This is a genomic window from Micromonospora globbae, assembly GCF_003610785.1.
GTDB lineage: Bacteria > Actinomycetota > Actinomycetes > Mycobacteriales > Micromonosporaceae > Micromonospora > Micromonospora globbae.
Genome location: NZ_RAQQ01000030.1, coordinates 1 through 24,127, shown reverse-complemented (window position 1 = coordinate 24,127; position 24,127 = coordinate 1). Strand labels below are relative to the sequence as shown.

The following is a 24,127-nucleotide window of genomic DNA, read 5'->3' as shown; positions in this document are numbered from 1 at the left end:
GGGTCCCAGGTGACGGTCATCGACGCCTCCCTCGGCTGAGCACCGTGCCGACCGCGCCGGCCAGCAGCGCCGCCGCTCCCGCGGCGACGGCACCGAGCACCTGGTGCTGCCGGCGGACCCGGCGGACCACCTCGGCGTACGGCGTGGTGGAGAAGGACACCAGTTCGTACCGGGAAACGTACCGGCCGGGCAGCGCCCGCTCCAGCGCGTGCTCCACCCGGCGGCCGAGCTGGAACAGCGGCGAGGCCACCTTGTCCCGCATCTCCACGAAGTTCGCCAGGGCCATCTGGGCGATGGCCTCGACGTTCTGCTGCCGCCGCCGCTCGAACAGCGGCAGCGCGGCCGCCCAGTCGTCGTCGCAGTCGTCGAGGCAGCGGTCCAGCTCGACCACGTCCTCGAAGGCGCAGTTCGCGCCCTGGCCGTAGAACGGCACGATGGCGTGGGCCGCGTCGCCGAGCAGGCCCACGACTCCGTTCGCCTGCCAGGGGGCGCAGCGGACCGTACCGAGCACCCCGACGGGGTTGTGCTGGTAGTCGTCGACCAGGTTCGGCGCGAGCGGGATCAGGTCCGGGTACTGCTCGGCGAAGTGCCGCTCGATCGCCGCCGGGCTGCCCAGCGACGCGAACGCCGCGGTACCGTGCGTCGGCCAGAAGAGCGTGCAGGTGAAGGACCGGTCCGGGTTGGGCAGCGCGATCATCATCGAGGTGCCGCGCGGCCAGATGTGCAGCGCGTCCGGCTCCAGCGCGAAGTCGCCGCCCAGCGGCGGGATGGTGAGTTCCTTGTAGCCGTAGTCGAGGAAGTCCAGGCTCTCGGTGAGCAGCCCGTGCGCGAGCAGCTGCCCGCGTACGGCCGACCCGGCCCCGTCGGCGCCCAGGACCACCGGCGCGGACGCGGTCACCTTGCCCCGCGGGGTCTCGAACGTCATCTCGCCGCTGGCCGGGTCGAGCCCGACCAGCCGGTGGTCGAAGGCGATCCGCACGCCCGGCAGCGCGGTGGCCGCGTCGAGCAGCGCGTTGTTCAGGGCGCCCCGGCTGATCGAGTTGATCGCCCGGTCGCCCGTGGCGCTGTACGACTGGAACTGCGGCTCGCCGGCCACCGGGTGGATCATCCGGCCGCGCATCGGCAGCGCGTCGGCCATCACCTGCTCGTCGAGGCCGATCCGGCGCAGCGCGTCGAGGCCACGCTCGGACAGCGCCAGGTTGATCGAGCGGCCCCGCTCGACCCGCCCGGTGCGCGGGTCCGGCCGCCGCTCGTACAGCGCCACCCGGTAGCCGCGGCGGGCCAGGAAGCAGGCCAGCAGGCAACCGGCCAGTCCCGCGCCGACCACCGCGATCTCGTCACGTCCGGTGCTCATCGCCCCGCTCCGCCTTCCGTCCGCGCGGGTCGCGGCCCGCTCGTCGCGCTCACCGCGCCACCGCCACCGTCGCGGCCAGCGCGTCCGCCGCCCGCCAGCAGTCGTGGTACGTCGAGTAGAGCGGCACCGGTGCGAACCGCACGATGTCCGGCTCCCGCGCGTCGGCGATCACCCCGTGCTCGTGGCGCAGGCGCTTGGTGAGCTCGGCCGCGCTGCCGGCGCCGATGCGCACCGAGAGCTGGCAGCCGCGCCGCTGCGGGTCGCGCGGGGTCACGACGGTCAGCGGCCGGTCGGCGGTCACCTCGTCGAGCAGCCGCTCCAGGTAGCCGGTGAGGCGCAGGCTCCGCTCCCGCAGCGCCGGCATGCCGATCCGGTCGAACAGCTCCAACGACGTACGGACCGGCCCCATCGCGAAGATCGGCGGGTTGGAGATCTGCCAGGCCTCCACTGTGGCGGGCGGCCGGGACACCGGCGTCATCTCGAACCGGGTGGCCGCCTCGGTGCTCCACCAGCCCTCGAAGCGGGGCAGGGACGGGTCGCCGAGGTGCCGCTCGTGGACGAACACGCCGGCCAGCGCGCCGGGCCCGGAGTTCAGGTACTTGTAGGAGCACCAGGCGGCGAAGTCCACGTCCCAGTCGTGCAGCGCCAGCGGCACGTTGCCCACGGCGTGGGCGAGGTCCCAGCCGACGATGGCGCCGGCCGCCCGGCCCGCCGCCGTGACGGCCGGGATGTCCATCAGCTCGCCGGTGAGGTAGTTGACGCCGCCGAGCAGCACGAGGGCCACCCGGTCGCCCTCCGCGGCGAGGTAGCCGGTCACGTCCTCGGTGCGCAGCGTGTCCTCGCCGGGGCGGGGACGCAGCCGGACCACCGTCTCGTCGGGGTCGAGGCCGTGGAAGCGGGCCTGGCTGCGGACCGCGTAGCTGTCCGAGGGGAAGGCGCTGTCCTCGATGACGATCCGGGTGCGCCGGCCGGACGGGCGGTAGAAGCTGACCATCAGCAGGTGCAGGTTGACCGTGAGCGAGTTCATCACCACGGTCTCCGACGGCAGGGCGCCGACCAGTCGCGCGGCGGGCCCGGTCAGCAGCTCGTGGTACGGCAGCCAGGGCCGCTCCGCCTCGAGGTGCCCCTCGACGCCGAGCCGGCGCCAGGCGTCCAGGTCGGCGAGGAGTTCGTCGCGGGTGGCCCGTGGTTGCAGCCCGAGCGAGTTGCCGGCCAGGTACGCGGCGTCGGGATAGCGGCCGCCGTCGGCCGGCGGCACGTGGAACAGGTCCCGGTGCCCGGGGTCCTCGGCGTCCAGCCGGAGCGCCTGGGCCTCGTCGAGCCCGTGCGGTGGGGGGTGAGGGGCGTTCATGCAGTTGTCTCGCTTCCGGGTCACATGCTGGTGCGGGCCGACCACAGCTCGGGGAAGACGACCCGGGCCATGCTGCGTTGCAGCCACGCCAGTCCGGCGGAGCCGCCGCTGCCGACCTTGGCCCCCATGGTCCGCTGCACCGCCTTGACATGCTCCCAGCGCCAGTCGCCGAACTGCTCGGCCACCTCGGTGAGGGCCTCGCCGAGCAGCCGGAGCTGGTTCTCCGGGCCGTCGTCGGCGTAGATGCGCACCCAGGCCGCCTCCACCCGCGGGTGGGCCTCGTGCTCGACCGAGACGTCCCGGTCGAGCAGGTCGGCGGGGATGTCGAAGCCGTGCCGGGCGAGCAGGGCGATCACGTCGTCCCACAGGCTCGGCGCGGCGAGCGTCTCGCGCAGCTCCGCGTAGACGTCCGGCTGGCGGCGGAACGGCCGGATCAGCGCCGGGTCGCGGAGGCCGAGCAGGAACTCGAGCTGGCGGTACATGGCGGACTGGAAGCCGGACGCCTCGCCGAGCAGGTCGCGGAAGCGGTTGAAGTCGGCGGGAGTCATCCAGCGCAGCCCCCGCCACGCGGCGTTGAGCGCCTCGAGGTGCAGGCCGGCGCGGCGCAGCGGCGCGAGGGCGTCCCACACCCGGTCGGCGCGCAGCATCCGCTGGGCCTGCAACAGCTCGTAGCGGGTCAGCCCGAAGTACAGCTCCATGATCTGGCTGACCATCAGGAAGGACATCTCGCCCGGGTCGTCGCTGATCGGCTGCTGCAGCCGGTGCAACGTGCTGGCGTTCACGTACACGTCGTAGGGCGTTCGGCCGTCGAACTCCAGGGTGGGTTCGCCGCCGGTGCGCGCCGCCTTCGCCTCCCGCTGCTTGGGCGTGACCGGACGTAGCGCCGCGGTCACGGTGCGGCCCCGCAGCTCCGTCTGTTCCACCGTCGTCTCCTCCATGAGCCGGATCACGTCATGATGTCGCGGGCGGATCGCCCGGCGGAATGCCCGATCAACGGGACTGGCCGGCATCGACCTACCGATCGGAAGCCATGAAGGCGATTCCGGTTCAGGAAAGTAAGGTCTGCTCATGGACGACATGGACTGGGCCCTGCTGCGCGAGTTGCAGGCCGACGCCCGCCTCTCCTTCAGCGAGCTGTCGCGCCGGGTGCACCTCTCGCCGCCGGCCGTCGCGGAGCGCGTACGCCGGCTGGAGGAGTCGGGGGTGATCACGGGCTACCACGCCCACGTCGACCTGAGCCGGGCCGGTCGCAGCGTCGTGGCCCTGATCCGGATGTCCTGCTACGGCTCCCGCTGCATCCTCTACGACCCGGACGTGGCCGGCTGGCCGGAGATCCTGGAGATCCACCGGATCACCGGGGACGCGTGCAGCATGTTGAAGGTCGCGGCCGGCTCGATCGACGCGTTCGAGCGGGTCATCGACCGTCTCGCCCCGTACGGCCAGCCCTCCAGCACCATGGTCCTCTCCACTCCCCTGGACTGGCACCCGGTCACCCCGCTGCCGCCCGCCGGACCGGACACCGACCGGCGCCGCTGACCCGGCGCCGGTCGGCGTGGCGCGGTACGGCGGGCGGCGCGGGGCGCCGGCCGGGGGCTCCCGCCCGACGGGCGCCGGGTTAGCCGGCAGACCAGGGGGAAAGCACCGCGGGTCGCCCCAGCAGGACCGGTGCACCGGTGCCGGGAGGGAGGATCATGCGGGGTCTGCGACCGGACGGTGGCGCGCTTTCCGCCCCGTCGACCATCGTGCGGATGCTCGGCGCCGTTGCGCTGTTCGTGGCGTTCGTCCTGGTCGGTGCCGCGCCGGCCCGGGCGGGTGAGAACGTCTTCGTCGAGGTGACGCCCAACAGCGTCCAGGCCGGCAGCCGGGTCAACATCCGCGCCAGCTGCGACAACAACAACAATCGGCAGGCGCAGGTCGAGTCGGACGCGTTCGGGCGCGTCACCGTACGACCCGACAACGGCTTCCTGACCGGCTCCGTGACCGTGCCGGCCAACAAGGAGCCCGGCGACTACCCGGTCAACCTGCGCTGCCCGAACAACAACACGGCGTCCACGACGCTCACCGTGCTGAACATGGCCCAGCCCAGCAAGGGGCCGGCGACCGGCGGCGGGGGCACCGCGATGGGCGGCACCGGCAGGATGCTGCTGATCGGCGGGCTGGCCGCGGCGGGCGCCGCGGTGGCCCTCGGCCTGGCGGGCGGCCGCCGGCGGACCGGGGCCGGTTCCTGATCCGGGAGCGCCATGGCCCGCGCAACCGCACGTCGGAGGCGGCCGGATCCGGGCCGAGTCCGCGCGGCCACCCGGACCGCGCTGCGGGCGTCCGGCCGGTGGGCGGCGTCCACCTCGCGCCGGTTGGGTCGGGTGGCCCACCACGCGATGTCGGCGAGCGTCGCCACGACCGACCCGAAGGCGCCGCCCCTGCCGGCGCGGCGGCAGCGGCGCGTCGTCCGCCGCCGGGCGGGCGCCGGCCCCGGCCTGCCGGTCCTCTTCGTCGCCTCGCTCATGGTGCTGATCGTCGCGATGCTCGGCGTCGAGCGCGTGACGGGGCTCGACGTCCTGCCGGACCAGCTCGGCGCCGGCCTGCGGCCACCGCCGAAGAAGTTCCCGGTGCTGCCGGCCAGCGAGCCGGTGGAACTCACGATCCAGACCATCGACCTGCGCGCGCCGGTGCACAACGTGGGCATCGCGCCGGACGGCAGCATCGGGGTGCCGGACGCGGCCCGGGCGCAGGAGGCCGGCTGGTACGACCAGGGCCCCACGCCCGGCCAGTACGGGCCGGCGGTGATCGTCGGGCACGTGGACACGACGACCGGGCCCGCGGTCTTCCACCAGCTCAAGGAGCTGCGCGCCGGCGACCGGGTGGAGGTGACCCGGCAGGACGGCACGGTGGCGGTCTTCGAGGTGAACTCGCTGCACCGGTTCGACAAGGACGAGCTGCCGGTGGACGAGGTCTTCGGCGACTTCAGCCGGCCCAACCTGCGCCTCATCACCTGTGGCGGACGCTGGGTCGGCGGGGAGACCGGCTACGCGGACAACGTGGTGGTGTTCGCGTCCCTCGTGAAGGCCCGCCGGACGTGAGCGGGCCGGGGTCAGGCGGCCTCGGGCTCGCGCAGGTCGAGCCAGTCGGCCCAGCGCGGGTCCGGCGTCCGGTGGCCGAGCACCCGCCAGGCCGTCCCCTTCGGGGCGGCGGGCAGCGAGTGCAGGCGCCAGCCCATCTCGGCCGGGGTCTTGTCGCCCTTCGTGTGGTTGCAGCGGGCGCACGCCGCCACCACGTTCTCCCAGGCGTGCCGGCCGCCCCGGCTGCGGGGGAAGACGTGGTCGATCGTCTCGGCCGGGCCGCGGCAGTAGGCGCAGCGCCACCCGTCCCGGGCGAAGACGGCCCGACGGGAGAGGCCCACGTGGGTGCGGTAGGGCACCCGGACGTAGCGGGTCAGGCGGACCACCGAGGGCACCGGAAGGGCCTCCCGGGCGCTGTGCAGGATGCCGTCGCCGTCGGCGACGCAGACGGCCTTGGCGGACAGGACGAGGATCGCGGCACGACGCACGGACACGACACACAGCGGCTCGTAGGTGGCATTCAGGACCAGCGCACCGGAGCCCACCGTGGGTCGTATGTCAGGCATCGCGCTCACCCTCCCGGTTCAGCGGCCACCTCGCGCGCCGCCGACCCGGATCGGGGCACGACGGCCACCAGGGTCGACGCCGGCCGGATCACCGACGTCCGTTGCGCCAATCGTCCCTGATCGGACCCGCGATTGCACGTACTAATCCGGGGTCCCTCGTGAAGCGATTTCCGACCGTGACAAGATGACCGGTTTCGCCCCGCGCGTTCACCCTCCGGCCAGGGCCGCACCGCCGTCGCGTCACCCGGCGGTGGGTCGGCGGCGGCCCGCCCGGCCCGTTGCGGTACGAAGACAGGGTGACTGCCTCCGCTCTGACGCTCCTCGCGGCCGCCCCCGGACAGGGCGACAGCCCCAGCCCGGACTGCCTGAACGAAGCGGTCTGCAACGCCGTCTGGAAGCTCACCGGTTCGGTCTGGTTCGCCGAGGGCAGCTACTGGATCCTGGTCAAGCCGCTGCGGGTCGCGCTGATCCTGCTGCTCGCCGTGGTCGCGAGATGGGCCGTACACCGTACGATCAACCGGCTCGTGCGTACGACGAGCGACGCCGGCGTGCCCACCATGCTCCGGCCGCTGCGGGAGCGGATCCCGACCGCCGCCACCGAGCCCGGTGAGTTCGTCCCCGAACGGCGCCGGCAGCGGGCCGAGGCGATCGGGTCGGTGCTGCGGAGCCTCACCACCGCGTTCGTGTTCGGCATCGCGCTGCTGATGGTCCTGCGCGAGTTCAGCTTCGACCTGGCGCCGCTGCTGGCGAGCGCCGGGATCGCCGGCGTGGCGCTGGGCTTCGGCGCGCAGAGCCTCGTCAAGGACCTGCTCGCCGGCCTGTTCATGCTCATCGAGGACCAGTACGGCGTCGGCGACACCGTCGACCTGGGCGAGGCGACCGGTGTGGTCGAGGCGGTCGGACTGCGGGTGACCACGGTCCGGGACGGGCGCGGCGTCCTCTGGTACATCCGCAACGGCGAGATCGTCCGGGTCGGCAACAAGAGCCAGGGCTGGGCGCTGGTCGTCGTCGACCTGCCCATCGGCTTCGCGCCCACGGAGGAGGCGACGGCCGTGCTGCGGACGGCGGCGGCCTCCGTGGCCGTCGACCCGGACCTGTCGTCGGAGATCGTCGAGGCGCCGGAGGTGCTGGGCGTCGAGCAGATGACCGTGGACGGCGCGGTGATCCGGACGGTGGTGAAGACGACCGCCGAGGGGCAGTTCGCGGTCGGCCGGGAACTGCGACGCCGCCTCGCCGAGGCGCTGGAGAACTCCGGGATCACCGCGCAGATCGCCGCCGCCCGCCTCTACCCCGTGGCGCCGGCCCGGCCGCCGGCCGACGGCGGGACGGGACAGAGCGGCGCGACCTGACACCGGGGCTGACCGAGGATCGAGGGGTCGCGAGCCGCGCGGCCCCTCAGGTATCGTCCGTTCGTTCAGTCGGAGATGCGACGATCTATCCGTTCGCCCTAGCCAGTTGTCAGACGATCGGGCAGAATCCGGGGCACGCGTTCCCGCCAGAAGCGTGCTGCGTCCTCGCTGATCCGCAGATCTGACGAGAGTTCCCGGGCTGGCGCCGCCATCAGTGGCCCGCCCTGGGGAACGATGGAGGCGACGGTGTCCGACGAGCGACCCTCTCCGGAAGGGCCGGCAACCTTCCGCGAGGTCTTCGCCCAGCGGGAGTTCGGGGCCGTCTTCGCGGCTGGCGCGCTCTCCTGGGTCGGCGACTACCTCGCCAAGGCGGCCGTCACCCTGCTCGTCTACCAGGAGACCAGCTCGGTCGCCCTCTCCGCCACCGCCTTCGCGGTCAGTTACCTGCCGTGGCTCGTCGGCGGGCCGCTGCTCGCCGCCCTCGCGGAGCGGCACCCCTACCGGCGGGTGATGGTCGCGTGCGACCTCATCCGGATGGTGCTGATGCTGCTCATCGCCATCCCCAGCCTGCCGGTGCCGGTCCTGCTGGCGCTCCTCTTCCTCGCCACGCTGGCCAACCCGCCGAGCCAGGCGGCCAAGTCGGCGCTGCTGCCGCACATCCTCACCGGTGACCGGCTGGTCCTCGGGCTGTCGCTCAACGCCAGCGCCGGCCAGGCCGCCCAGGTCGTCGGCTACCTGCTGGGCGGAGCGATCGGCGGCTTCAACCCGGTGATCGCGCTGCTGATCAACGCCGCGACGTTCGGCGTCTCGGCCGTGCTGGTCCGCTTCGGCGTGCACGAGCGGCCACCGGCGCTCAGCGAGGCCCACCGCACCCGACTGCTGCGGGAGACCGCCGAAGGGGTCCGGTTCGTGTTCGGGGCCCCCGTGCTGCGGGCGATCGCCGTGCTGGTGTTCAGCGCCATGCTCTTCTCGATCGTGCCGGAGGGGCTCGCGGCGGGCTGGGCCAAGACCAGCGCCGGTGACGATCTCGACACGGGCGTCGCGCAGGCGATCATCATGGCCGCCAACCCGGTCGGTTTCATCCTCGGCGGGTTGCTGATCGGCCGCGCGTTCGGCCCGGCCCGCCGGCTGGCCCTCATGCGGCCGCTGGCCGTGCTCGCCCCGCTCACCCTCGTGCCGGCCCTGCTCGACCCGTCGCCACTGGTGGTGGCGCTGCTCGCGGCCGCCTGCGGCTTCGCCGTGGCGGGCATGATCCCGACGGCGAACGGCCTCTTCGTCCAGGCCCTGCCGGACGCCTTCCGGGCTCGGGCCTTCGGCGTGATGGCCACCGGGATCCAGGTGATCCAGGGCGCCGCCGTACTGATCACCGGGGTCCTCGCCGACCGCTTCGCCATCCCGTCCGTCGTCGGCCTGTGGAGCATCGCGGGCGTCCTGCTGATGCTGCTGGTGAGCCTGAGCTGGCCGAGTCGGGAGACGATCGCCGCGGCCGTGGCCGCGGCCGCCCGTCCCGCCCAAGCCGGCGCGGGCGACGACCCCGGCCCGGCCGCCGATCCGGTCGGCGGCCCCTCCCGCGACGGACGGCCACGGCACGCGGTCAGCTGAGCGCTCCCCCACGGCCGGGCCCTCGGCGCGCTCCGACGGCCCTCGTGACCGGCCGCACAGCGAAGCGGGTCTCCTGCCTACCGCCACCCGCGGGGGCGCCTGGCAGGATGGAACGGTGAATCCCGCAGGCGAATCCGACACTTCCCGGCCGACGAAGACCCTCTTCGAGGCGATCGGAGGCGAGCCCACCTTCCGGAAGCTGGTGGACGAGTTCTACGCCGGTGTCGCCACCGACCCGCTGCTGCGGCCGATGTACCCGGAGGAGGATCTCGGCCCGGCGGCCGACCGGCTCACGCTCTTCCTCATGCAGTACTGGGGTGGCCCGAACACGTACTCGGCCCAGCGGGGGCACCCGCGGCTGCGGATGCGGCACGCCCCGTTCCGGATCGGCGCGGCCGAGCGCGACGCCTGGCTGCGCCACATGCGCCGGGCCGTCGACCGGCTCGACCTGCCGCAGGAGCACGCCACGGTGCTGTGGGACTACCTGGAGCGGGCCGCGTACTTCATGGTCAACGTCATGGAGGACCCGGCCTGACGGGCCGGACCCCACGCCGGAGGTTCAGAGCAGGGCGCCCTCGTCGTGCAGCCAGTCGACGAAGCTCGTGGCCACGGCCGCGCCGCAGTCGAGCATCTCCACCAGGAGCGCGTCGTGCGTCCCGGCGCCCAGCGGCACCTGGAGCTCGGCGTAGATCGGCAACTGCCCGCGCTCGGTGGGGTCGCCGACGTACGCCTTGCAGAACCGGCGGGTGTGGTTCCACTCGTTGACCACCCGGTAGGCCCGGTCGGCCCAGTCCGGCGGCACCGTCGCGTGTGGACGGGCCCGCATGACCAGGATCTCGTCCTCGGGGCCCTCGAGGGTGACCAGTACGGCGTGCCGCTCCCACATGGCCAGGAGGTTGCCGTCGCCGTCGGCCAGGTAGCGGACGTCGAGCAGGTCGAGCGCGTCGCAGACCCGGCTCAGGGTGACCGGCGCGACGGTGGCCGGCATCTCGGCGAGGACGGGCCGCTCGTTGCCCGTGCAGTCGTCTCCCGGCTTGCGCGGGGTCGGCGCTCCGACCCGGACGGTGCCCTCCACTGTGATCCCGCTTCGAGTTTCCGGGTCGCCGCCGTTGGCGGGACCGGGGCGCCATGACCACCACGGCATCGCACGCGCACCTCACTCCCCAGCGGATCCAGCCGCCTACCGTGCGTTGGATCCGAGGATGGACGGTACCCGGACAGCCGGGTTGAAGCATCCCCCCAACGGCCGCCCCAAACCGGAAGGATGACCGGTGGTCATCCGTTCGGACGAGGTGCGATCGGCGTCAGGGCAAGATCGGTGCCCTTCTGCAACCAGGCCGCTCCGTACGGTCCCACGAGACCGACCCATCGACCGACGACGCGCACCTGCACGTCGGCCGCCGGCCGGGCCGCGTCCGGCGAGCCCAGGAAGCCCATCCGAACCAGACCCTGCACGAGCCGCTGGGGCACCTCCACCGGAGGACCGGGCGGATCCTCGGGCGTCACCAGCACGGCCACGTGGTCGAGCAGGGCGTCGCGCAGGGCCCGCTGCCCGACGGCCCGCCCGGCCACACCCTGCTCGCTCGCGACGCGCAGCGTGCCCGCCGCCGCCCGGGCGATCCGCCACACGTCGTCCGCGGGCAGCGTCTCCACGGGCCGGCTCGCGGCCGGCGGCAGCGGCCAGCGCCACAACGCGTCCCGGCGCGGCGGCAGCGCGGCACCGGAGCGTTCCAGCTCGGCGAGGAGTTCCCCCGCCGCGACCGCCGCGTCGCCCGGGCCGGCGCCCGCCACCGTCCGCACCACGAGCACGCGCCACGGCAGCCGGGCCCAGAGCGCGGTCCGGTCCGGCCCGGCCGGGCGGAACCGGACCGGCGCCGCCGGGTCCAGGCGGACCAGCCGGGCGAGGAAGGCGCCCGCGTCGGCCACCCCGACGATCCCGTGGCCGCCGGCCGGCGCCGCGCCCCCGCCCGGCTGCTCGGGCAGCGTCGGGCGGCCACCGGGACCGGCCCGGCCGGGGCCGGTCGACGAACCCCCGCCGGGACCGGTCCGGCCGGGGACGCCGGTCGAGCCCCCCGGGCGGGTCACGCGGGCCCGCCCGAGGGGGCGTAGTTCAGCAGGAACTCCCGCTCCCGCTCGGTGATCCGTCGGGGCACCTGCCGACCCAGGTCGAACGGCACGAGCACGGAACGGGCCCGCCCGGCCAGCACCTCGCCGTCGTACAGCTCGTACGCGACGGTGAAGCGCGACGCCCGGATCTCCTCCACCCACAACTCGATCCGCACCGTGGGCGCGGCCTCGGCGGTGGCCCGGTCGAGGGAGTAGTCGACCGGGCGCAGGTAGTCGACCTCGTGCCGGCGGATCACGACCCCCTCGGCGAACGAGTCGACCCCCCACGCCCGGGCGCCCGCGAACATCATCGCCACCCGCGCCTCCTCGTAGAGGGTGAGGAAGCGCGAGTTGTTGACGTGACCGTAGGCGTCCAGGTCCGACCACCGCAGCGTGCAGTGGTACACGAAACGGTCACTCATGGCGCGGTACCGGTCGGCCGTCCTCAGTCACGGGTCAGCTTGCGGTACGTCACCCGGTGCGGGCGGGCCGCCTCGGCGCCGAGCCGCTCGACCTTGTTCTTCTCGTACGCCTCGAAGTTGCCCTCGAACCAGAACCACTTCGCCGGGTTCTGGTCGTCGCCCTCCCACGCGAGGATGTGGGTGGCGACCCGGTCCAGGAACATCCGGTCGTGGGAGATGACCACGGCGCAGCCGGGGAACTCGAGCAGCGCGTTCTCCAGGCTGCCGAGGGTCTCCACGTCCAGGTCGTTGGTCGGCTCGTCGAGCAGGATCACGTTGCCGCCGATCTTCAGGGTCAGCGCCAGGTTGAGCCGGTTCCGCTCGCCGCCGGAGAGCACCTTGGTCGGCTTCTGCTGGTCCGGTCCCTTGAAGCCGAACGCCGCGATGTAGGCGCGCGACGGCATCTCGACCTTGCCGACCATGAGGTGGTCCAGCCCGTCGGAGACCGTCTCCCAGACGGTCCGGTCGCCGGCCAGACCCTGCCGGTTCTGGTCGACGTACGACAGCGACACGGTCTCGCCGATGCGCACCTCGCCGCTGGTCGGCTGCTCCAGCCCGACGATCGTCTTGAACAGGGTCGTCTTGCCGACGCCGTTCGGACCGATGATGCCCACGATGCCGTTGCGCGGCAGCGAGAACGACAGGTTGTCGATCAGCACCCGGTCACCGAACGCCTTGGTGAGGTTCTTGACCTCGATGACCGTGTTGCCCAGGCGGGGGCCCGGCGGGATCTGGATCTCCTCGAAGTCCAGCTTGCGGGTCTTCTCCGCCTCGGCGGCCATCTCGTCGTACCGGTCGAGACGGGCCTTGGACTTGGTCTGCCGGGCCTTGGCGTTGGAGCGCACCCACTCCAGCTCCTCGGCGAGGCGCTTCTTCATCTTGGCGTCGCGGCGACCCTCGACCGCCATCCGCGCGGCCTTCTTCTCCAGGTAGGTGGAGTAGTTGCCCTCGTACGGGTAGGTGCGGCCGCGGTCCAGCTCGAGGATCCAGTTGGCCACGTTGTCGAGGAAGTACCGGTCGTGGGTGATGGCGATGACGGTGCCGGCGTACTTGGCCAGGTGCTGCTCCAGCCACTGCACGCTCTCCGCGTCCAGGTGGTTGGTGGGCTCGTCGAGCAGGAGCAGGTCGGGCGCCTCCAGCAGGAGCTTGCAGAGCGCGACCCGGCGACGCTCACCACCGGAGAGCGTCGTGACGTCGGCGTCCGGCGGCGGGCAGCGCAGCGCGTCCATGGCCAGTTCGAGCTTCGAGTCGATGTCCCACGCGTCGGCGTTGTCCAGCTCCTCCTGGAGCCGGCCCATCTCCTCCATGAGCTGGTCGGAGTAGTCGGTCGCCATCTGCTCGGCGATCTTGTTGAACCGCTCCAGCTTGGCCTTGGTCTCGGCCACCGCCTCCTCGACGTTGCCGAGGACGGTCTTGGCGTCGTTGAGCGGCGGTTCCTGGGCCAGCAGGCCGACGGTGTAGCCGGGCATCAGCCGGGCCTCGCCGTTGCTCGGCCGGTCCAGCCCTGCCATGATCTTGAGGAGGCTGGACTTACCGGCGCCGTTCGGCCCGACCACACCGATCTTGGCCCCCGGCAGGAAGTTCAGCGTCACGTTGTCCAGCACGACCTTGTCGCCGTGCGCCTTGCGCGCCTTTTCCAGGACGTAGATGAACTGGGCCACGGTGCGGGCTACCTCCGTAGGTTTCGACTGGGAGCCGGCGGGCGATGGGCCCGGGCGACGGGTGCCTCCGGGGCCGCCGGCCGGGGCCGGCCGCACGCACGCCATCGTCAATCCTGACAGGTACGCGGCGCAGCGCCCACATCACCCCGCCGGGCGTACGTCCGCGTCGCGGCCGGCCCGCGCACCGGGGCCCCCGGTCGCGCCCCGGGCCCCGGCTGTTGACAAGATCACGATCTGGGATTCGGCGAGCGTGGGACGGGTAGGGAACTCCGGCACGGGGGTCCAGACGCCGCAGCTACGCTCAGTACGCTCATGCGGTTGACCCGTCAGCACCGGAGGTGGCCGAACGTGACCGTCCGCAGCTCCTTTGTCGTAGTGGCGAACCGCCTGCCGGTCGACGAGGTGAGCACACCCGAGGGACGGCAGTGGCGGCGCAGCCCGGGCGGGCTGGTGACCGCACTGCACCCCGTCCTCGCCGCGCACAAGGGCACGTGGGTCGGCTGGGCGGGCGGCACCGGCGCCGCCCCCGAACCGTTCGACCTGGAGGGCATCCGGCTCCACCCGGTGCCGCTCAGCGCCGACGAGCTGGAGCGCTACTACGAGGGCCAGTCCAACGCGACGATCTGGCCGCTCTACCACGACGCCGTCGAGACGCCGGTCTACAAGCGGCGCTGGCGGGAGACGTACCGCCTGGTCAACGCCCGGTTCGCGGAGGCCGCGGCGGACGTCGCGGCCGAGGGCGCGACCGTCTGGGTGCAGGACTACCAGCTCCAGCTCGTGCCGGCGATGCTGCGCGAGCTGCGGCCGGACCTGCGCATCGGCTTCTTCCTGCACATCCCGTTCCCGCCGATCGAGCTGTTCATGCAGATGCCGTTCCGCACGGAGATCCTGCGCGGCCTGCTCGGCGCGGACCTCGTCGGGTTCCAGCAGCGCCTGGCCGCCCAGAACTTCGTCCGGCTGGCCCGGCACCTGCTCGGCCTGCGCTACGAGGGGCAGATGATCCAGGTCGACGGCCGGCAGGTGAAGGCCGGGGCGTTCCCCATCTCGATCGACACGAAGGAGATGGAGCGGATGGCCGCCGACCCGGCCGTCCAGGCCCGGGCCAAGGAGATCCGCGAGGAGCTGGGCAACCCGCGGACGATCATCCTGGGCGTGGACCGGCTGGACTACACGAAGGGCATCGAGCTACGTCTCAAGGCCTTCCGCGAACTGCTCGCCGACGGCAAGCTGAGCGTTCCGGACGCGGTCATGGTGCAGGTCGCCACGCCCAGCCGGGAGCGGGTGGAGCACTACCAGGCACTCCGCGTCAAGGTAGAACGCGAAGTTGGTCGGATAAATGGCGAATTCGGCAGGGTGGGCGTGCCGGCGGTGCATTATCTGCATCAGTCGTACAGTCGCAGCGAGCTGGCCGCGTTGTACGTCGCTGCCGACGTGATGATGGTGACCCCGCTGCGAGACGGGATGAATCTGGTGGCCAAGGAGTACGTGGCATCGCGCGCCGACCAGGGTGGCGCGCTCGTGCTCAGTGAGTTCGCCGGCGCGGCCACCGAGCTGCGTCAGGCGTTCCTGTGCAACCCGCACGACCCGGACGCGGTCAAGGACGCCCTGCTGCGGGCCGTGCATGTCGAGAAGCCGGAGGCCCGCCGCCGCATGCGGACAATGCAACGCCATCTGCGTACCAACGACGTGGGCCACTGGGCCCAGTCCTTCCTCACCGAGCTCGGCGCCCCGGAGGCGGAGGCCGCGTGACCACCCCCGTCCCCGGCGGGTCCACCGTCCTCACCGACGTCATGGACCCCGAGCTGCGTGCCGCCATCGGCCGGATCGCCCGCGTGCCGCAGCTCCTGGTCGCCTGCGACTACGACGGCACCCTGGCGCCGATCGTCGAGGACCCGAGCAAGGCCGTGCCGCTGCCCGAGGCCGTGGCCGCCGTACGCGCGCTCGCCGCGCTGCCCCAGACCACCGTGGCGGTGGTCTCCGGCCGGGCGCTGCGCGACCTGGCCGCGCTCTCCCGGCTGCCCAGCGAGGTGCACCTGGTGGGCAGCCACGGTTCCGAGTTCGACATCGGCTTCGTGGAGCGCCTCTCCCCCGAGCTGATCGCGATCCGCACCCGGCTGCGCGACGCGCTGCGCGAGATCGCCGCCGCCCACCCGGGCATCCGCCTCGAACGCAAGCCGGCGAGCGTCGCCGTGCACACCCGCGGGGTGGACCCGGAGATCGCCGCCGCCGCCATCGAGGCGGTCCGCAGCGGCCCCGCCACCTGGGAGGGCGTCACCGTCACCCAGGGCAAGGAGGTCATCGAGCTGTCGGTGGTCGCCACCCACAAGGGCACCGCCGTCGACCAGCTGCGCACCCAGCTCTCCGCCAGCGCCGTGCTGTTCATCGGCGACGACGTCACCGACGAGAACGCCTTCGGCAACCTGCACGGCCCGGACGTCGGGATCAAGATCGGTCCCGGCGACACCAAGGCCGACTACCGGGTCGCCGAACCGCTCGACGCCGCCCGCGCCCTCGGGCTGCTCCTGGAGACCCGCCGGCACTGGCTCTTCGGCGAGCGGGCCGTGCCGATCGAGCGGCACTCGATGCTGGCCAACGGCCGCACCGTCGCGCTGCTCACGCCGGCGGCCAAGGTCACCTGGCTGTGCCACCCGAAGCCGGACTCGGCGGCGATCTTCGCCGACCTCGTGGGCGGCAGCCCGGCCGGCCACTTCACCGTCTCGCCCGAGCGGGGCGGCATCCCGCTGGGCCAGCGCTACCGTCCGGGCACCATGACCGTGGAGACCCGCTGGTCCGGTCTCACCGTCACCGACTGGCTCGACAAGCCGGCCCGGGAGACGACGCCCGACGGTCCCGCCGTCATGAGCGGCGACTCGACGCTCGTCCGGGTGCTGAGCGGCACCGCCCGGGCCCGGATCGAGTTCGCACCCCGGCCCGAGTTCGGCCAGGTGGCCGTACAGCTGCAACCGCTCGACGACGGGCTGCTGGTGCTCGGCTCCAACGAGCCGGTGGCCCTCTACTCCCCCGGCGTGGAGTGGGAGGTCGTCAGCGACGGCGTCTACGAGAGCGCCAAGGCGGTCGTGGACCTGCGGGCGGCCGGCGGGCAGGTCGTGCTGGAGCTGCGCTTCGGCACGCACAGCCTCGAACACCACCGGGTGCCCGTGCACGAGCGGCAGGCCGCGGCCGAGCAGCCCTGGAAGGACTGGGTGGCCTCGCTCCGGCTGCCCACGACCGCCCGTGACCTCGTCATCCGCAGCGCGCTCACGCTGCGGGGGCTCTGCCACGAGGCGACCGGTTCCATCCTCGCCGCCGCCACCACCTCGCTGCCCGAGGAGCTCGGCGGCGTACGCAACTGGGACTACCGGTACTGCTGGCTGCGGGACGCGGCGCTGAGCGCCCGGTCGCTGGTCGACCTCGGCTCGACCGAGGAGGCCGAGGCGCTGCTGCGGTGGATCGACGGGGTCGTCGAGCGCACCGGCGGCCACCCGGAGCGGCTGCACCCGCTCTACACGGTCGACGGGTACGAGCTGGGCGCCGAGGCCGTCATCGACACCCTCCCCGGCTACGCCGGCTCCCGGCCCGTCCGGGTCGGCAACCTCGCCAACCACCAGCTCCAGCTCGACGTCTTCGGGCCCGTCGCCGACCTGATCGCCGCCGTCGCCGACCTGCGCGGCTCGGTGCGCGAGACGGAGTGGCGGGTGCTGGAGTCCATGGTCGAGGCGGTCAGCCGCCGGTGGCACGAACCCGACCACGGCATCTGGGAGGCGCGCCTCCCGCCGCGGCACCACATCTTCTCGAAGGTGATGTGCTGGATGACCGTCGACCGGGCCCTGCACGTCGTACGCCGGCACGGCGGCGAGGACCGGCCGGAGTGGGTGAACCTGCGCGACCGGATCGCCGACAACGTGCTGGAGTACGGCTGGCACGAGCACGCCGAGGCGTACAGCGTCGCGTACGGCGACGAGGACATGGACGCCTCGTCGCTGTGGATCGGCCTGTCCGGCCTGCTGCCCGGCGACGACCCGCGGTTCCTCTCGACCGTGCTCAAGATCGAGGCGGACCTGCGCAGCGGCCCCGTGGTCTACCGCTACCACTGGGACGACGGCCTGCCCGGCCGGGAGGGCGGCTTCCACATCTGCACGGCGTGGCTCATCGAGGCGTACCTGCGCACCGGGCGGCGTGGTGACGCCGAGGAGCTGTTCGCCCAGATGATCGACACCGCCGGGCCGACGGGCCTCCTGCCCGAGCAGTACGACCCGCTCGCCGAGCGCGGCCTGGGCAACCACCCGCAGGCGTACAGCCACCTCGGCCTGATCCGCTGCGCCCTGCTGCTGGACAACATGCTCAAGCAGTGACCGGCGGGGGCCTCGGGGCGCCCGTCTGGGCGCCCCGAGGCCCCCGCGCTCGGCCCCGCCTGGCCCCGCCTGGCCCCGCCTGGCCCCGCCCGACCCCGTTGATCATGAAGTTATCGCCGTCCGGCACGGCGTGTCGTGACGACAACTTCATGATCGACGGCCCTGGCCCCGGGGCGGGCCGGGGGTCGGTTAGCCGGGCGGGAGTGTGGTTACCACCTCGCCGACCACCACGATGGCGGGTGGGCGCAGGTGGGCGGCCGCCACGTCGGCGGCGACCCTGCCGAGCGTCGAGCGCAGCACCCGCTGCCCGCCCGTCGTGCCCTCCTGCACCACGGCCGCCGGGGTTCCCTCCGGGCGTCCGTGCGCGACGAGGGTCGCCGTGATCGCCGCCAGGTTCTTCAGCCCCATGAGGATCACCAGCGTGCCGCGCAGGGCGGCGAGCGCGTCCCAGCGCACCAGCGACGCCGGGGAGTCCGGCGCGACGTGCCCGGACACCACGGTGAACTCGTGGGCCACCGCCCGGTGCGTGACGGGGATGCCGGCCACCGCGGGGACCGCCACGGCGCTCGTCACCCCGGGCACCACCGTCACCGGCACGCCGGCCTCCGCGCAGGCCAGCAGCTCCTCACCGCCACGGCCGAAGACGTACGGGTCGCCGCCCTTCAGCCGTACGACGAACCGCCCCGCCCGGGCCCGGTCCACGATGATCCGGTTGATCTCCTCCTGCGTCCGGGCCGGCCCGTACGGGATCTTGGAGGCGTCGACCAGCTCCACGTCGGCGCGCAGCTCGTCCAGCAGCAGCCCGGGCACCAGCCGGTCGGCGACCACCACGTCCGCCTCGGTGAGCATCCGCAGGCCCTTCACGGTGATCAGCTCGGGATCGCCCGGCCCGGCGCCGACGAGGGCGACCCGGCCGCCGGGGGCGTGGACAGGGCCCGCCTCCTCTGCCGGATCCGTCGACAGGGGGCCCGGCCTCGCCTCCAGCAGCGCCCGGACGGCGTCGCGCACGCTCATCGCCCGGCGGGGATCACCGCCGCCGAGCACGGCCACGGTCACCGGACCGTGCCGGGTGACGGCCGGCGTCCAGGCGGTCGCCGCGTCCCGGTCGTCCGCGCGTACGCAGAAGACGCGCCGCTCGTCCGCCGCGGCGCTCACCGCCGCGGCGGCCCGCCGGTCGTCCACCGCCACCTGCACCAGCCACGCGCCGTCGAGGTCCGACGGGACGAACCGGCGTGCCTCCCAGCGCAGCCGTCCCGCGTCGACGTGGGCGCGCAGCGCCGGGGTCAGCTCCGGGGCCACCAGCAGGACGTCGGCGTCCGCGTCGAGCAGCGCCGGCACGCGCCGGGTGGCGACCGTCCCCCCGCCCACCACGACCACCCGCCGGCCGCGCAGGCGCAGGCCCAGGGGGTACGGGTTGCCGCCCGACGGCTCGACGCGACCGCTCACGGTGCGACACTCCCCGAAGGGACGGCGGCCCCGCCCGCCGTCGCGGCGCGGACGGGCGCGGTGCGGCGCGGCCGGAGGGTGAGGCCGACGGGCACGGTCACTTCTCGGCCACGCCGGCGGAGTCGAACGTCGCGACCTCGTGCAGCACCCGCACGGCACCGGTGACCACGGGGAGCGCGAGCAGGGCGCCGGTCCCCTCGCCGAGGCGCAGGCCGAGGTCGATGAGCGCGTCGAGGCCGAGCTTCCGCAGCGCGAGCGTGGCGCCCGGCTCGGCCGACCGGTGCCCGGCGACCATGGCGCCCACCGCGTCCGGGGCGAACGCCGCGGCGGCGAGGGCGGCGGAGCCCGCGATCACCCCGTCGAGCAGCACCGGCACCCGACGCGCGGCCGCACCGAGGATCAGCCCGGCCAGCGCGGCGTGCTCCAGGCCGCCGACCGTGGCCAGCACGCCCAGCGGGTCGGTCGGGTCCGGCCGGTGGCGTTCCAGCGCCGCCCGCACCACGTCGACCTTCCGCTGGTACGTGGCGTCGTCCACGCCCGTGCCGCGACCCGTCGCCGCGGCCGGGTCGGCGCCGGTGAAGGCCGCGATGAGCGCGGCGGCCGGGGTGGTGTTGCCGATGCCCATGTCCCCGGTGAGCAGGATCCCGGCGCCGGCGTCGATCAGCTCGTCGGCGACGCGGACACCGGTCTCCACCGCGGCCCGGGCCTCGTCGCGGGTGAGGGCGGCGGTCACCGTGAGGTCGGCCGTACCGGGCCGGACGTTGGCGTCGACGAGGCGCGGCACGGCCGGGTCGAGCACCCGCGCGCTGCCGGCGGGATCGAGCACCGCGCCGCCGGCCGGGTCGAGCGGTTCCGTGCCGGCGGTCGGGATCGGGGTCGCCACCCCGACGTCCACCACGGTGACCGCGGCGCCCGCCTGCCGGGCGAACGCGTTGACCACGGCGCCGCCGGCCAGGAAGTTGGCGATCATCTGGGCGGTGACCTCCTGCGGCCACGGGCTCACGCCCTGCGCGTGCACGCCGTGGTCGCCCGCGAAGATCGCCACCGCCGCCCGCTCCGGCAGCGGGGGTGGGCAGGCGCCGGCCAGGCCGGCGAGCCGTACCGAGAGCTCCTCCAGCGCGCCGAGTGAACCGGCCGGCTTGGTGAGCCGCCCGTGCAGCTCACGGGCCGCGGCCATCGCGGCGTCGTCCAGCGGTCGGATGGCCGCGATCGTGCTCTCCAGCATCATGCCTCCAGGATCTCGCCCAGTACCCGGGTGAACGCGTCGGTGGTGGCCGGGTCGCGGACCGCCACCCGCAGCCAGTCCGGCCCGAGGCCGGGGAAGGTGTCGCCGCGGCGTACGGCCCAGCCCCGCTCGCGCAGGGCGGCGCGGACCGCCGCCGCGCCGGGCAGGTGGATCAGGACGAACGCGCTCGCGGGCCGGCCGGCGACGCGTACGCCCGGCAGGCCGGCGAGGCGGGCCACCAGGTGTTCGCGGTCGGCGGCCAGTCGCGCGGCGATCGCGCGCTCGGCCTCGACCGCGACGGGGCTGGCGCAGGCCGCGGCGGCCGCCAGCGCGGGCGTGGAGACCGCCCAGAGCGGCTGGACGGCGGCGAGCCGGGCCAGTAGTTCCGGGGCGCCGAGCAGGTAGCCGATGCGGAGCCCGGCCAGCCCCCACGTCTTCGTGAGGCTGCGCACCACGAGCAGACCGGGCACGTCCCGCCGGCCGGCGAGGGACTCCGGTTCGCCCGGGCGGCCGGGGACCGTGGTGGTGTCGGCGAACGCCTCGTCGACCACGAGCACCCGGCCCGGGCGGGCCAGCGCGGTGAGGTCGTCCGCGGGATGCAGCACCGAGGTGGGGTTCGTCGGGTTGCCGATCATCACGAGGTCGGCGTCGGCGGGCACCCGGGCCGGGTCGAGCCGGAAGTCGTCGGCGGCGTCGAGCAGCACCCGCTCGACCTGGTGACCGGCCGACCGCAGCGCCGCCTCGGGCTCGGTGAACTGCGGGTGCACCACCACCGGGCGGCGTACGCCGCGCAGGGCCTGGGCGATCAGCACGAACCCCTCGGCGGCACCCGCGGTGAGCAGCACCTCGTCCGGGGCGCGGCCGTGCCGGGCGGCGACGGCGGCCCGGGCCGGTGCCGGGTCGGGGTAGCGGGCGAGGTCGCCGAGGGTGGCGGCGATGGGCTCGGCCAGCCACGGCGGCGGCGCGGCGTGCCGGACGTTGACGGCGAGGTCCACGAGCCCTTCCCCGACCTCGGCGTCGCCGTGGTGACCGAGGTCCGGCCCGTCGTCCGCGGGCGGCGCGGGGGCCGGTGGCGCTCCGGCGCCGGGCGGCGTCCCCATCGGCTGACCACGCATGTCCGCGATCCTGCCGGGAAGGCGGCGTGCGGGACAGCCGATCACGACGTGGGCCGCGTCACCACTCCATTGCCGTCCGCCCGTTTATGAATTTTTCTCATTTCCGAATCGGAAATGTCATAGCTTGACCCTGTGAGCAACCGACCCCTTGCCACCGCTGGTCGTGCCATTCCTCTCCTTCGCGCCGGACTGATCGCGGGCATCGTGATCGCCGCCGTCGCCTACCCCGTGGTCGCGTTCACCGGGCTCGGCGCGAAGGCCACCGCGCACGCCACGGAGCACAAGACCAGACTGTTGACCAAGGCCCTGCCCGCCGAGACCTCCTACCTCTACCTGCCCGACGGCAAGACCGTGCTGACGATGTTCTACGAGGAGTACCGGCAGTACACGAAGCTGTCGGACATGTCGCCGCACATCCAGCAGGCGATCGTGGCCGCCGAGGACTCGCGCTTCTACCAGCACCACGGCGTCGACCCGAAGGGCGTCGTCCGCGCGTTCGTGGCCAACGCCCGCTCCAGCGGCGTCTCCCAGGGCGCGTCCACGCTCACCATGCAGTACGTCCGCATGGCACTGCGGGACAGCGCCACGACACCGAAGGAGGTGCAGGAGGCCACCCAGCAGACCAGCCTGCGCAAGATCAAGGAGATGCGGCTGGCGCTCGACCTGGAGAAGGAGCTGAGCAAGGAGGAAATCATCGAGCGGTACCTCAACTCGGCGTACTTCGGTCACCGCGCGTACGGCATCTACGCCGCCAGCGAGATCTTCTTCTCCAAGACGCCGAAGGACCTGACACCGGTCGAGGCGGCGACGCTGGCCGGCCTGGTCAAGTCACCCAGCCAGTACGACCCGGCGACCTCCGACCAGAAGGACGCCACGGCACGGCGCAACTACGTGCTGGACCGGATGACGCAGCTCGGCTACCTCTCGCCGGACGCGGCCGCCTCCGCCAAGGCCGAACCGATCCGGCTCAAGCTGACCGACCCGCCGAACGACTGCGCCGCCGTCCCGAAGAAGTACAACAGCTGGGGCTTCATCTGCGACTACCTGAAGAACTGGTGGAGCGCGCAGCCCGCGTTCGGGGCGAACCGGCTGGAGCGGATGGACAAGCTCCGCCGCGGCGGCTACCGGATCGTGCTCGGCATCGACCCGAAGATCCAGGAAGCGGCGGAGAAGAACCTCGGCGCCGGCACCGGCAGCCCGTTCGCCAACGGGATCGTCGTGAGCGAGCCCGGGACCGGGCGGGTGAAGGCGATGGCCGTCAACCGCACCTACTCCCTGGACCTCAACGAGAACCCGCAGAGCTCCAACCCGGAGGCCGGGCCGAACGTGAAGGCCAACTACCCGAACACCGTGGCGCCCCTGCTCGGCGGCGGCGACCTGCCGGGCTACCAGGCCGGATCGACGTTCAAGATGTTCCCGATGCTGGCCGCGCTCAACGCCGGCATGCCGCTGTCCACCTCGTTCAACGCCCCGTACCGGTACCAGTCGAAGGTCTTCGACGGGTGGGCGCCGTCCAACGCGAGCGGGGCGATGTCCGGCCTGCAGACCATGTGGTCGGGCTTCGGCAAGTCGGTCAACACGTACTTCGTCTGGCTGGAGGAGCAGATCGGCGCCGAGGCGGGCGTCCGGCTCGCCGAACAGCTCGGGCTGCGCTGGCGCACCGACGTCGACCGCGACCAGGCCTCACCGGAGAAGGTGAAGAAGTGGGGGGCCTTCACGCTGGGCGTCTCCGACGCCACCCCGCTGGAGATGGCCAACGCGTACGCGGCCATCGCCGCCGACGGCCGGTACTGCGAGGCCATGCCGGTGCAGGCGATCTACAACCGGGACGGTACGCCGACCACGTACACGACCGCGTCCGGCATCACCCGGGAGGTGGCCAAGCCCCGCTGCCGGCAGGTGGTGAGCGCGGACGCCGCCCGCGCGGCCACCGACGCGGCCCGCTGCCCGACCGGCGACACCCCGGCCCGGGGAAGCTGCGGCGGCTGGTCGACGGCGGACAGCGTCCGGGGCACGGTGGGGCGGCCGGTGGCCGGCAAGACGGGTACGACGGACAGCACCCGGTCGGCCTGGTTCGTGGGCTACACGCCGGAGCTGGCGGCGGCGAGCTTCATCTCCGACCCCGACAACCCGTTCAACGCGGTGGGTGACGGCCAGTCCCAGATCCCGATCAGCGCCGTGGCGGAGACCCTCCGGGACGCCCTGAAGGGCAAACCCACCCGGCAGTTCACGCCCCCGTCCGACGCGATAGTGGGCTGACCACGCGACCACTCCTGGTTGATCATGAGGTTGGCGGGCCGGATCCGGACGGATCCGCCCGCCAACCTCATGATCACCGGGGTGAGCGGGGGGCCCGGGGGGGGTGTCCCTATGGGTTTCGTCAAGCAGCGACGGGGGCCGTCGGGCGTGGTTGGTAGGGGGTCTTGTGGCGGAGCATGGCGAATAGGACGTCGCAGCGGCGTCGGGCAAGGCAGATGAGGGCG

At 73.4% G+C, this 24,127-nt stretch carries 20 protein-coding genes; 9 read left to right on the top strand and 11 right to left on the bottom strand.

Annotated elements, in window-relative coordinates; translation table 11 throughout:
* Nucleotides 1-16: 16 nt before the first annotated feature.
* From D7I43_RS28855 to D7I43_RS28845, 3 genes are read right to left on the bottom strand one after another with little or no spacing between them, the layout of a single operon-like run.
* Nucleotides 17-1,354: an FAD-dependent oxidoreductase gene (locus tag D7I43_RS28855; RefSeq protein ID WP_120331745.1), complete on the bottom strand. Its 1,338-nt coding sequence runs from the start codon at nt 1,352-1,354 to the stop codon at nt 17-19.
* Nucleotides 1,355-1,403: 49 nt separating this feature from the next.
* Nucleotides 1,404-2,705, bottom strand: a complete 1,302-nt coding sequence (gene kynU / locus D7I43_RS28850) for a kynureninase (RefSeq protein ID WP_120331744.1) — start codon at nt 2,703-2,705, stop codon at nt 1,404-1,406.
* A gap of 20 nt (nt 2,706-2,725) precedes the next feature.
* Nucleotides 2,726-3,628, bottom strand: a complete 903-nt coding sequence (locus D7I43_RS28845; RefSeq protein WP_120331772.1) for a tryptophan 2,3-dioxygenase — start codon at nt 3,626-3,628, stop codon at nt 2,726-2,728.
* 145 nt (nt 3,629-3,773) lie between these two features.
* Here D7I43_RS28845 and D7I43_RS28840 point away from each other — a divergent pair, with 145 nt between their 5' ends.
* From D7I43_RS28840 to D7I43_RS28830, 3 genes are all read left to right on the top strand, one after another.
* Nucleotides 3,774-4,241: an Lrp/AsnC family transcriptional regulator gene (locus tag D7I43_RS28840; protein WP_120331743.1), complete on the top strand. Its 468-nt coding sequence runs from the start codon at nt 3,774-3,776 to the stop codon at nt 4,239-4,241.
* A gap of 212 nt (nt 4,242-4,453) precedes the next feature.
* Nucleotides 4,454-4,933, top strand: coding sequence for a hypothetical protein (locus D7I43_RS28835; RefSeq protein ID WP_120331771.1), 480 nt, complete (start codon nt 4,454-4,456; stop codon nt 4,931-4,933).
* A gap of 12 nt (nt 4,934-4,945) precedes the next feature.
* Nucleotides 4,946-5,782, top strand: a complete 837-nt coding sequence (locus D7I43_RS28830; protein ID WP_120331742.1) for a class F sortase — start codon at nt 4,946-4,948, stop codon at nt 5,780-5,782.
* 11 nt (nt 5,783-5,793) lie between these two features.
* Here D7I43_RS28830 and D7I43_RS28825 read toward each other — a convergent pair whose 3' ends face one another.
* Complete coding sequence (locus D7I43_RS28825) at nt 5,794-6,327, bottom strand: HNH endonuclease (RefSeq protein WP_120331741.1); 534 nt, start codon at nt 6,325-6,327, stop codon at nt 5,794-5,796.
* Between the two features lie 278 nt (nt 6,328-6,605).
* On the opposite strand from D7I43_RS28825, the gene D7I43_RS28820 reads away from it, so the two are divergent.
* The 3 genes from D7I43_RS28820 to D7I43_RS28810 all read left to right on the top strand — a co-directional run bounded on the left by D7I43_RS28820 (nt 6,606) and on the right by D7I43_RS28810 (nt 9,813).
* Nucleotides 6,606-7,676, top strand: coding sequence for a mechanosensitive ion channel family protein (locus tag D7I43_RS28820; protein ID WP_120331740.1), 1,071 nt, complete (start codon nt 6,606-6,608; stop codon nt 7,674-7,676).
* A gap of 234 nt (nt 7,677-7,910) precedes the next feature.
* Entirely contained in the window at nt 7,911-9,278 is a 1,368-nt protein-coding gene (locus D7I43_RS28815) for an MFS transporter (RefSeq protein ID WP_120331739.1), read from the top strand.
* Between the two features lie 115 nt (nt 9,279-9,393).
* Nucleotides 9,394-9,813 carry a globin gene (locus D7I43_RS28810; protein ID WP_120331738.1) on the top strand — a complete coding sequence of 140 codons (420 nt, stop codon included), beginning with the start codon at nt 9,394-9,396 and terminating at the stop codon, nt 9,811-9,813.
* Between the two features lie 24 nt (nt 9,814-9,837).
* Here the strand turns inward: D7I43_RS28810 and D7I43_RS28805 are convergent, their stop codons facing one another.
* From D7I43_RS28805 to ettA, 4 genes are all read right to left on the bottom strand, one after another.
* Nucleotides 9,838-10,422 (bottom strand): type III secretion system chaperone family protein, encoded by a 585-nt coding sequence (locus D7I43_RS28805; RefSeq protein ID WP_120331737.1) that lies wholly within the window; start codon nt 10,420-10,422, stop codon nt 9,838-9,840.
* A 131-nt stretch (nt 10,423-10,553) separates the two neighbouring features.
* Nucleotides 10,554-11,261, bottom strand: a complete 708-nt coding sequence (locus D7I43_RS28800; protein WP_120331770.1) for a DUF8185 domain-containing protein — start codon at nt 11,259-11,261, stop codon at nt 10,554-10,556.
* Between the two features lie 98 nt (nt 11,262-11,359).
* Entirely contained in the window at nt 11,360-11,806 is a 447-nt protein-coding gene (locus D7I43_RS28795; protein WP_120331736.1) for an acyl-CoA thioesterase, read from the bottom strand.
* 23 nt (nt 11,807-11,829) lie between these two features.
* Complete coding sequence (ettA, locus tag D7I43_RS28790) at nt 11,830-13,506, bottom strand: energy-dependent translational throttle protein EttA (protein WP_120331735.1); 1,677 nt, start codon at nt 13,504-13,506, stop codon at nt 11,830-11,832.
* A gap of 348 nt (nt 13,507-13,854) precedes the next feature.
* Here ettA and D7I43_RS28785 point away from each other — a divergent pair, with 348 nt between their 5' ends.
* A complete protein-coding gene (locus D7I43_RS28785) occupies nt 13,855-15,255 on the top strand; it encodes an alpha,alpha-trehalose-phosphate synthase (UDP-forming) (protein ID WP_120331734.1) in 1,401 nt (466 codons plus the stop codon).
* A gap of 41 nt (nt 15,256-15,296) precedes the next feature.
* Nucleotides 15,297-17,858 (top strand): trehalose-phosphatase, encoded by a 2,562-nt coding sequence (gene otsB / locus D7I43_RS28780; protein WP_120331769.1) that lies wholly within the window; start codon nt 15,297-15,299, stop codon nt 17,856-17,858.
* Nucleotides 17,859-18,047: 189 nt separating this feature from the next.
* Here otsB and cobA read toward each other — a convergent pair whose 3' ends face one another.
* From cobA to cobC, 3 genes are all read right to left on the bottom strand, one after another.
* Nucleotides 18,048-19,304 carry a uroporphyrinogen-III C-methyltransferase gene (gene cobA / locus D7I43_RS28775; RefSeq protein ID WP_120331733.1) on the bottom strand — a complete coding sequence of 419 codons (1,257 nt, stop codon included), beginning with the start codon at nt 19,302-19,304 and terminating at the stop codon, nt 18,048-18,050.
* Nucleotides 19,305-19,401: 97 nt separating this feature from the next.
* Nucleotides 19,402-20,529: a nicotinate-nucleotide--dimethylbenzimidazole phosphoribosyltransferase gene (locus tag D7I43_RS28770; RefSeq protein WP_120331732.1), complete on the bottom strand. Its 1,128-nt coding sequence runs from the start codon at nt 20,527-20,529 to the stop codon at nt 19,402-19,404.
* Nucleotides 20,529-21,629, bottom strand: coding sequence for an Rv2231c family histidinol phosphate aminotransferase CobC (gene cobC, locus D7I43_RS28765; protein ID WP_420870254.1), 1,101 nt, complete (start codon nt 21,627-21,629; stop codon nt 20,529-20,531). The genes D7I43_RS28770 and cobC overlap by 1 nt, the downstream gene beginning before the upstream one ends.
* Nucleotides 21,630-21,776: 147 nt before the next feature.
* Between cobC and D7I43_RS28760 the strand changes: the two genes are divergently transcribed.
* On the top strand, nt 21,777-23,903 hold the full coding sequence (locus D7I43_RS28760) for a transglycosylase domain-containing protein (protein WP_120331730.1): 2,127 nt from the start codon (nt 21,777-21,779) through the stop codon (nt 23,901-23,903).
* The last annotated feature ends 224 nt before the right edge of the window (nt 23,904-24,127 follow it).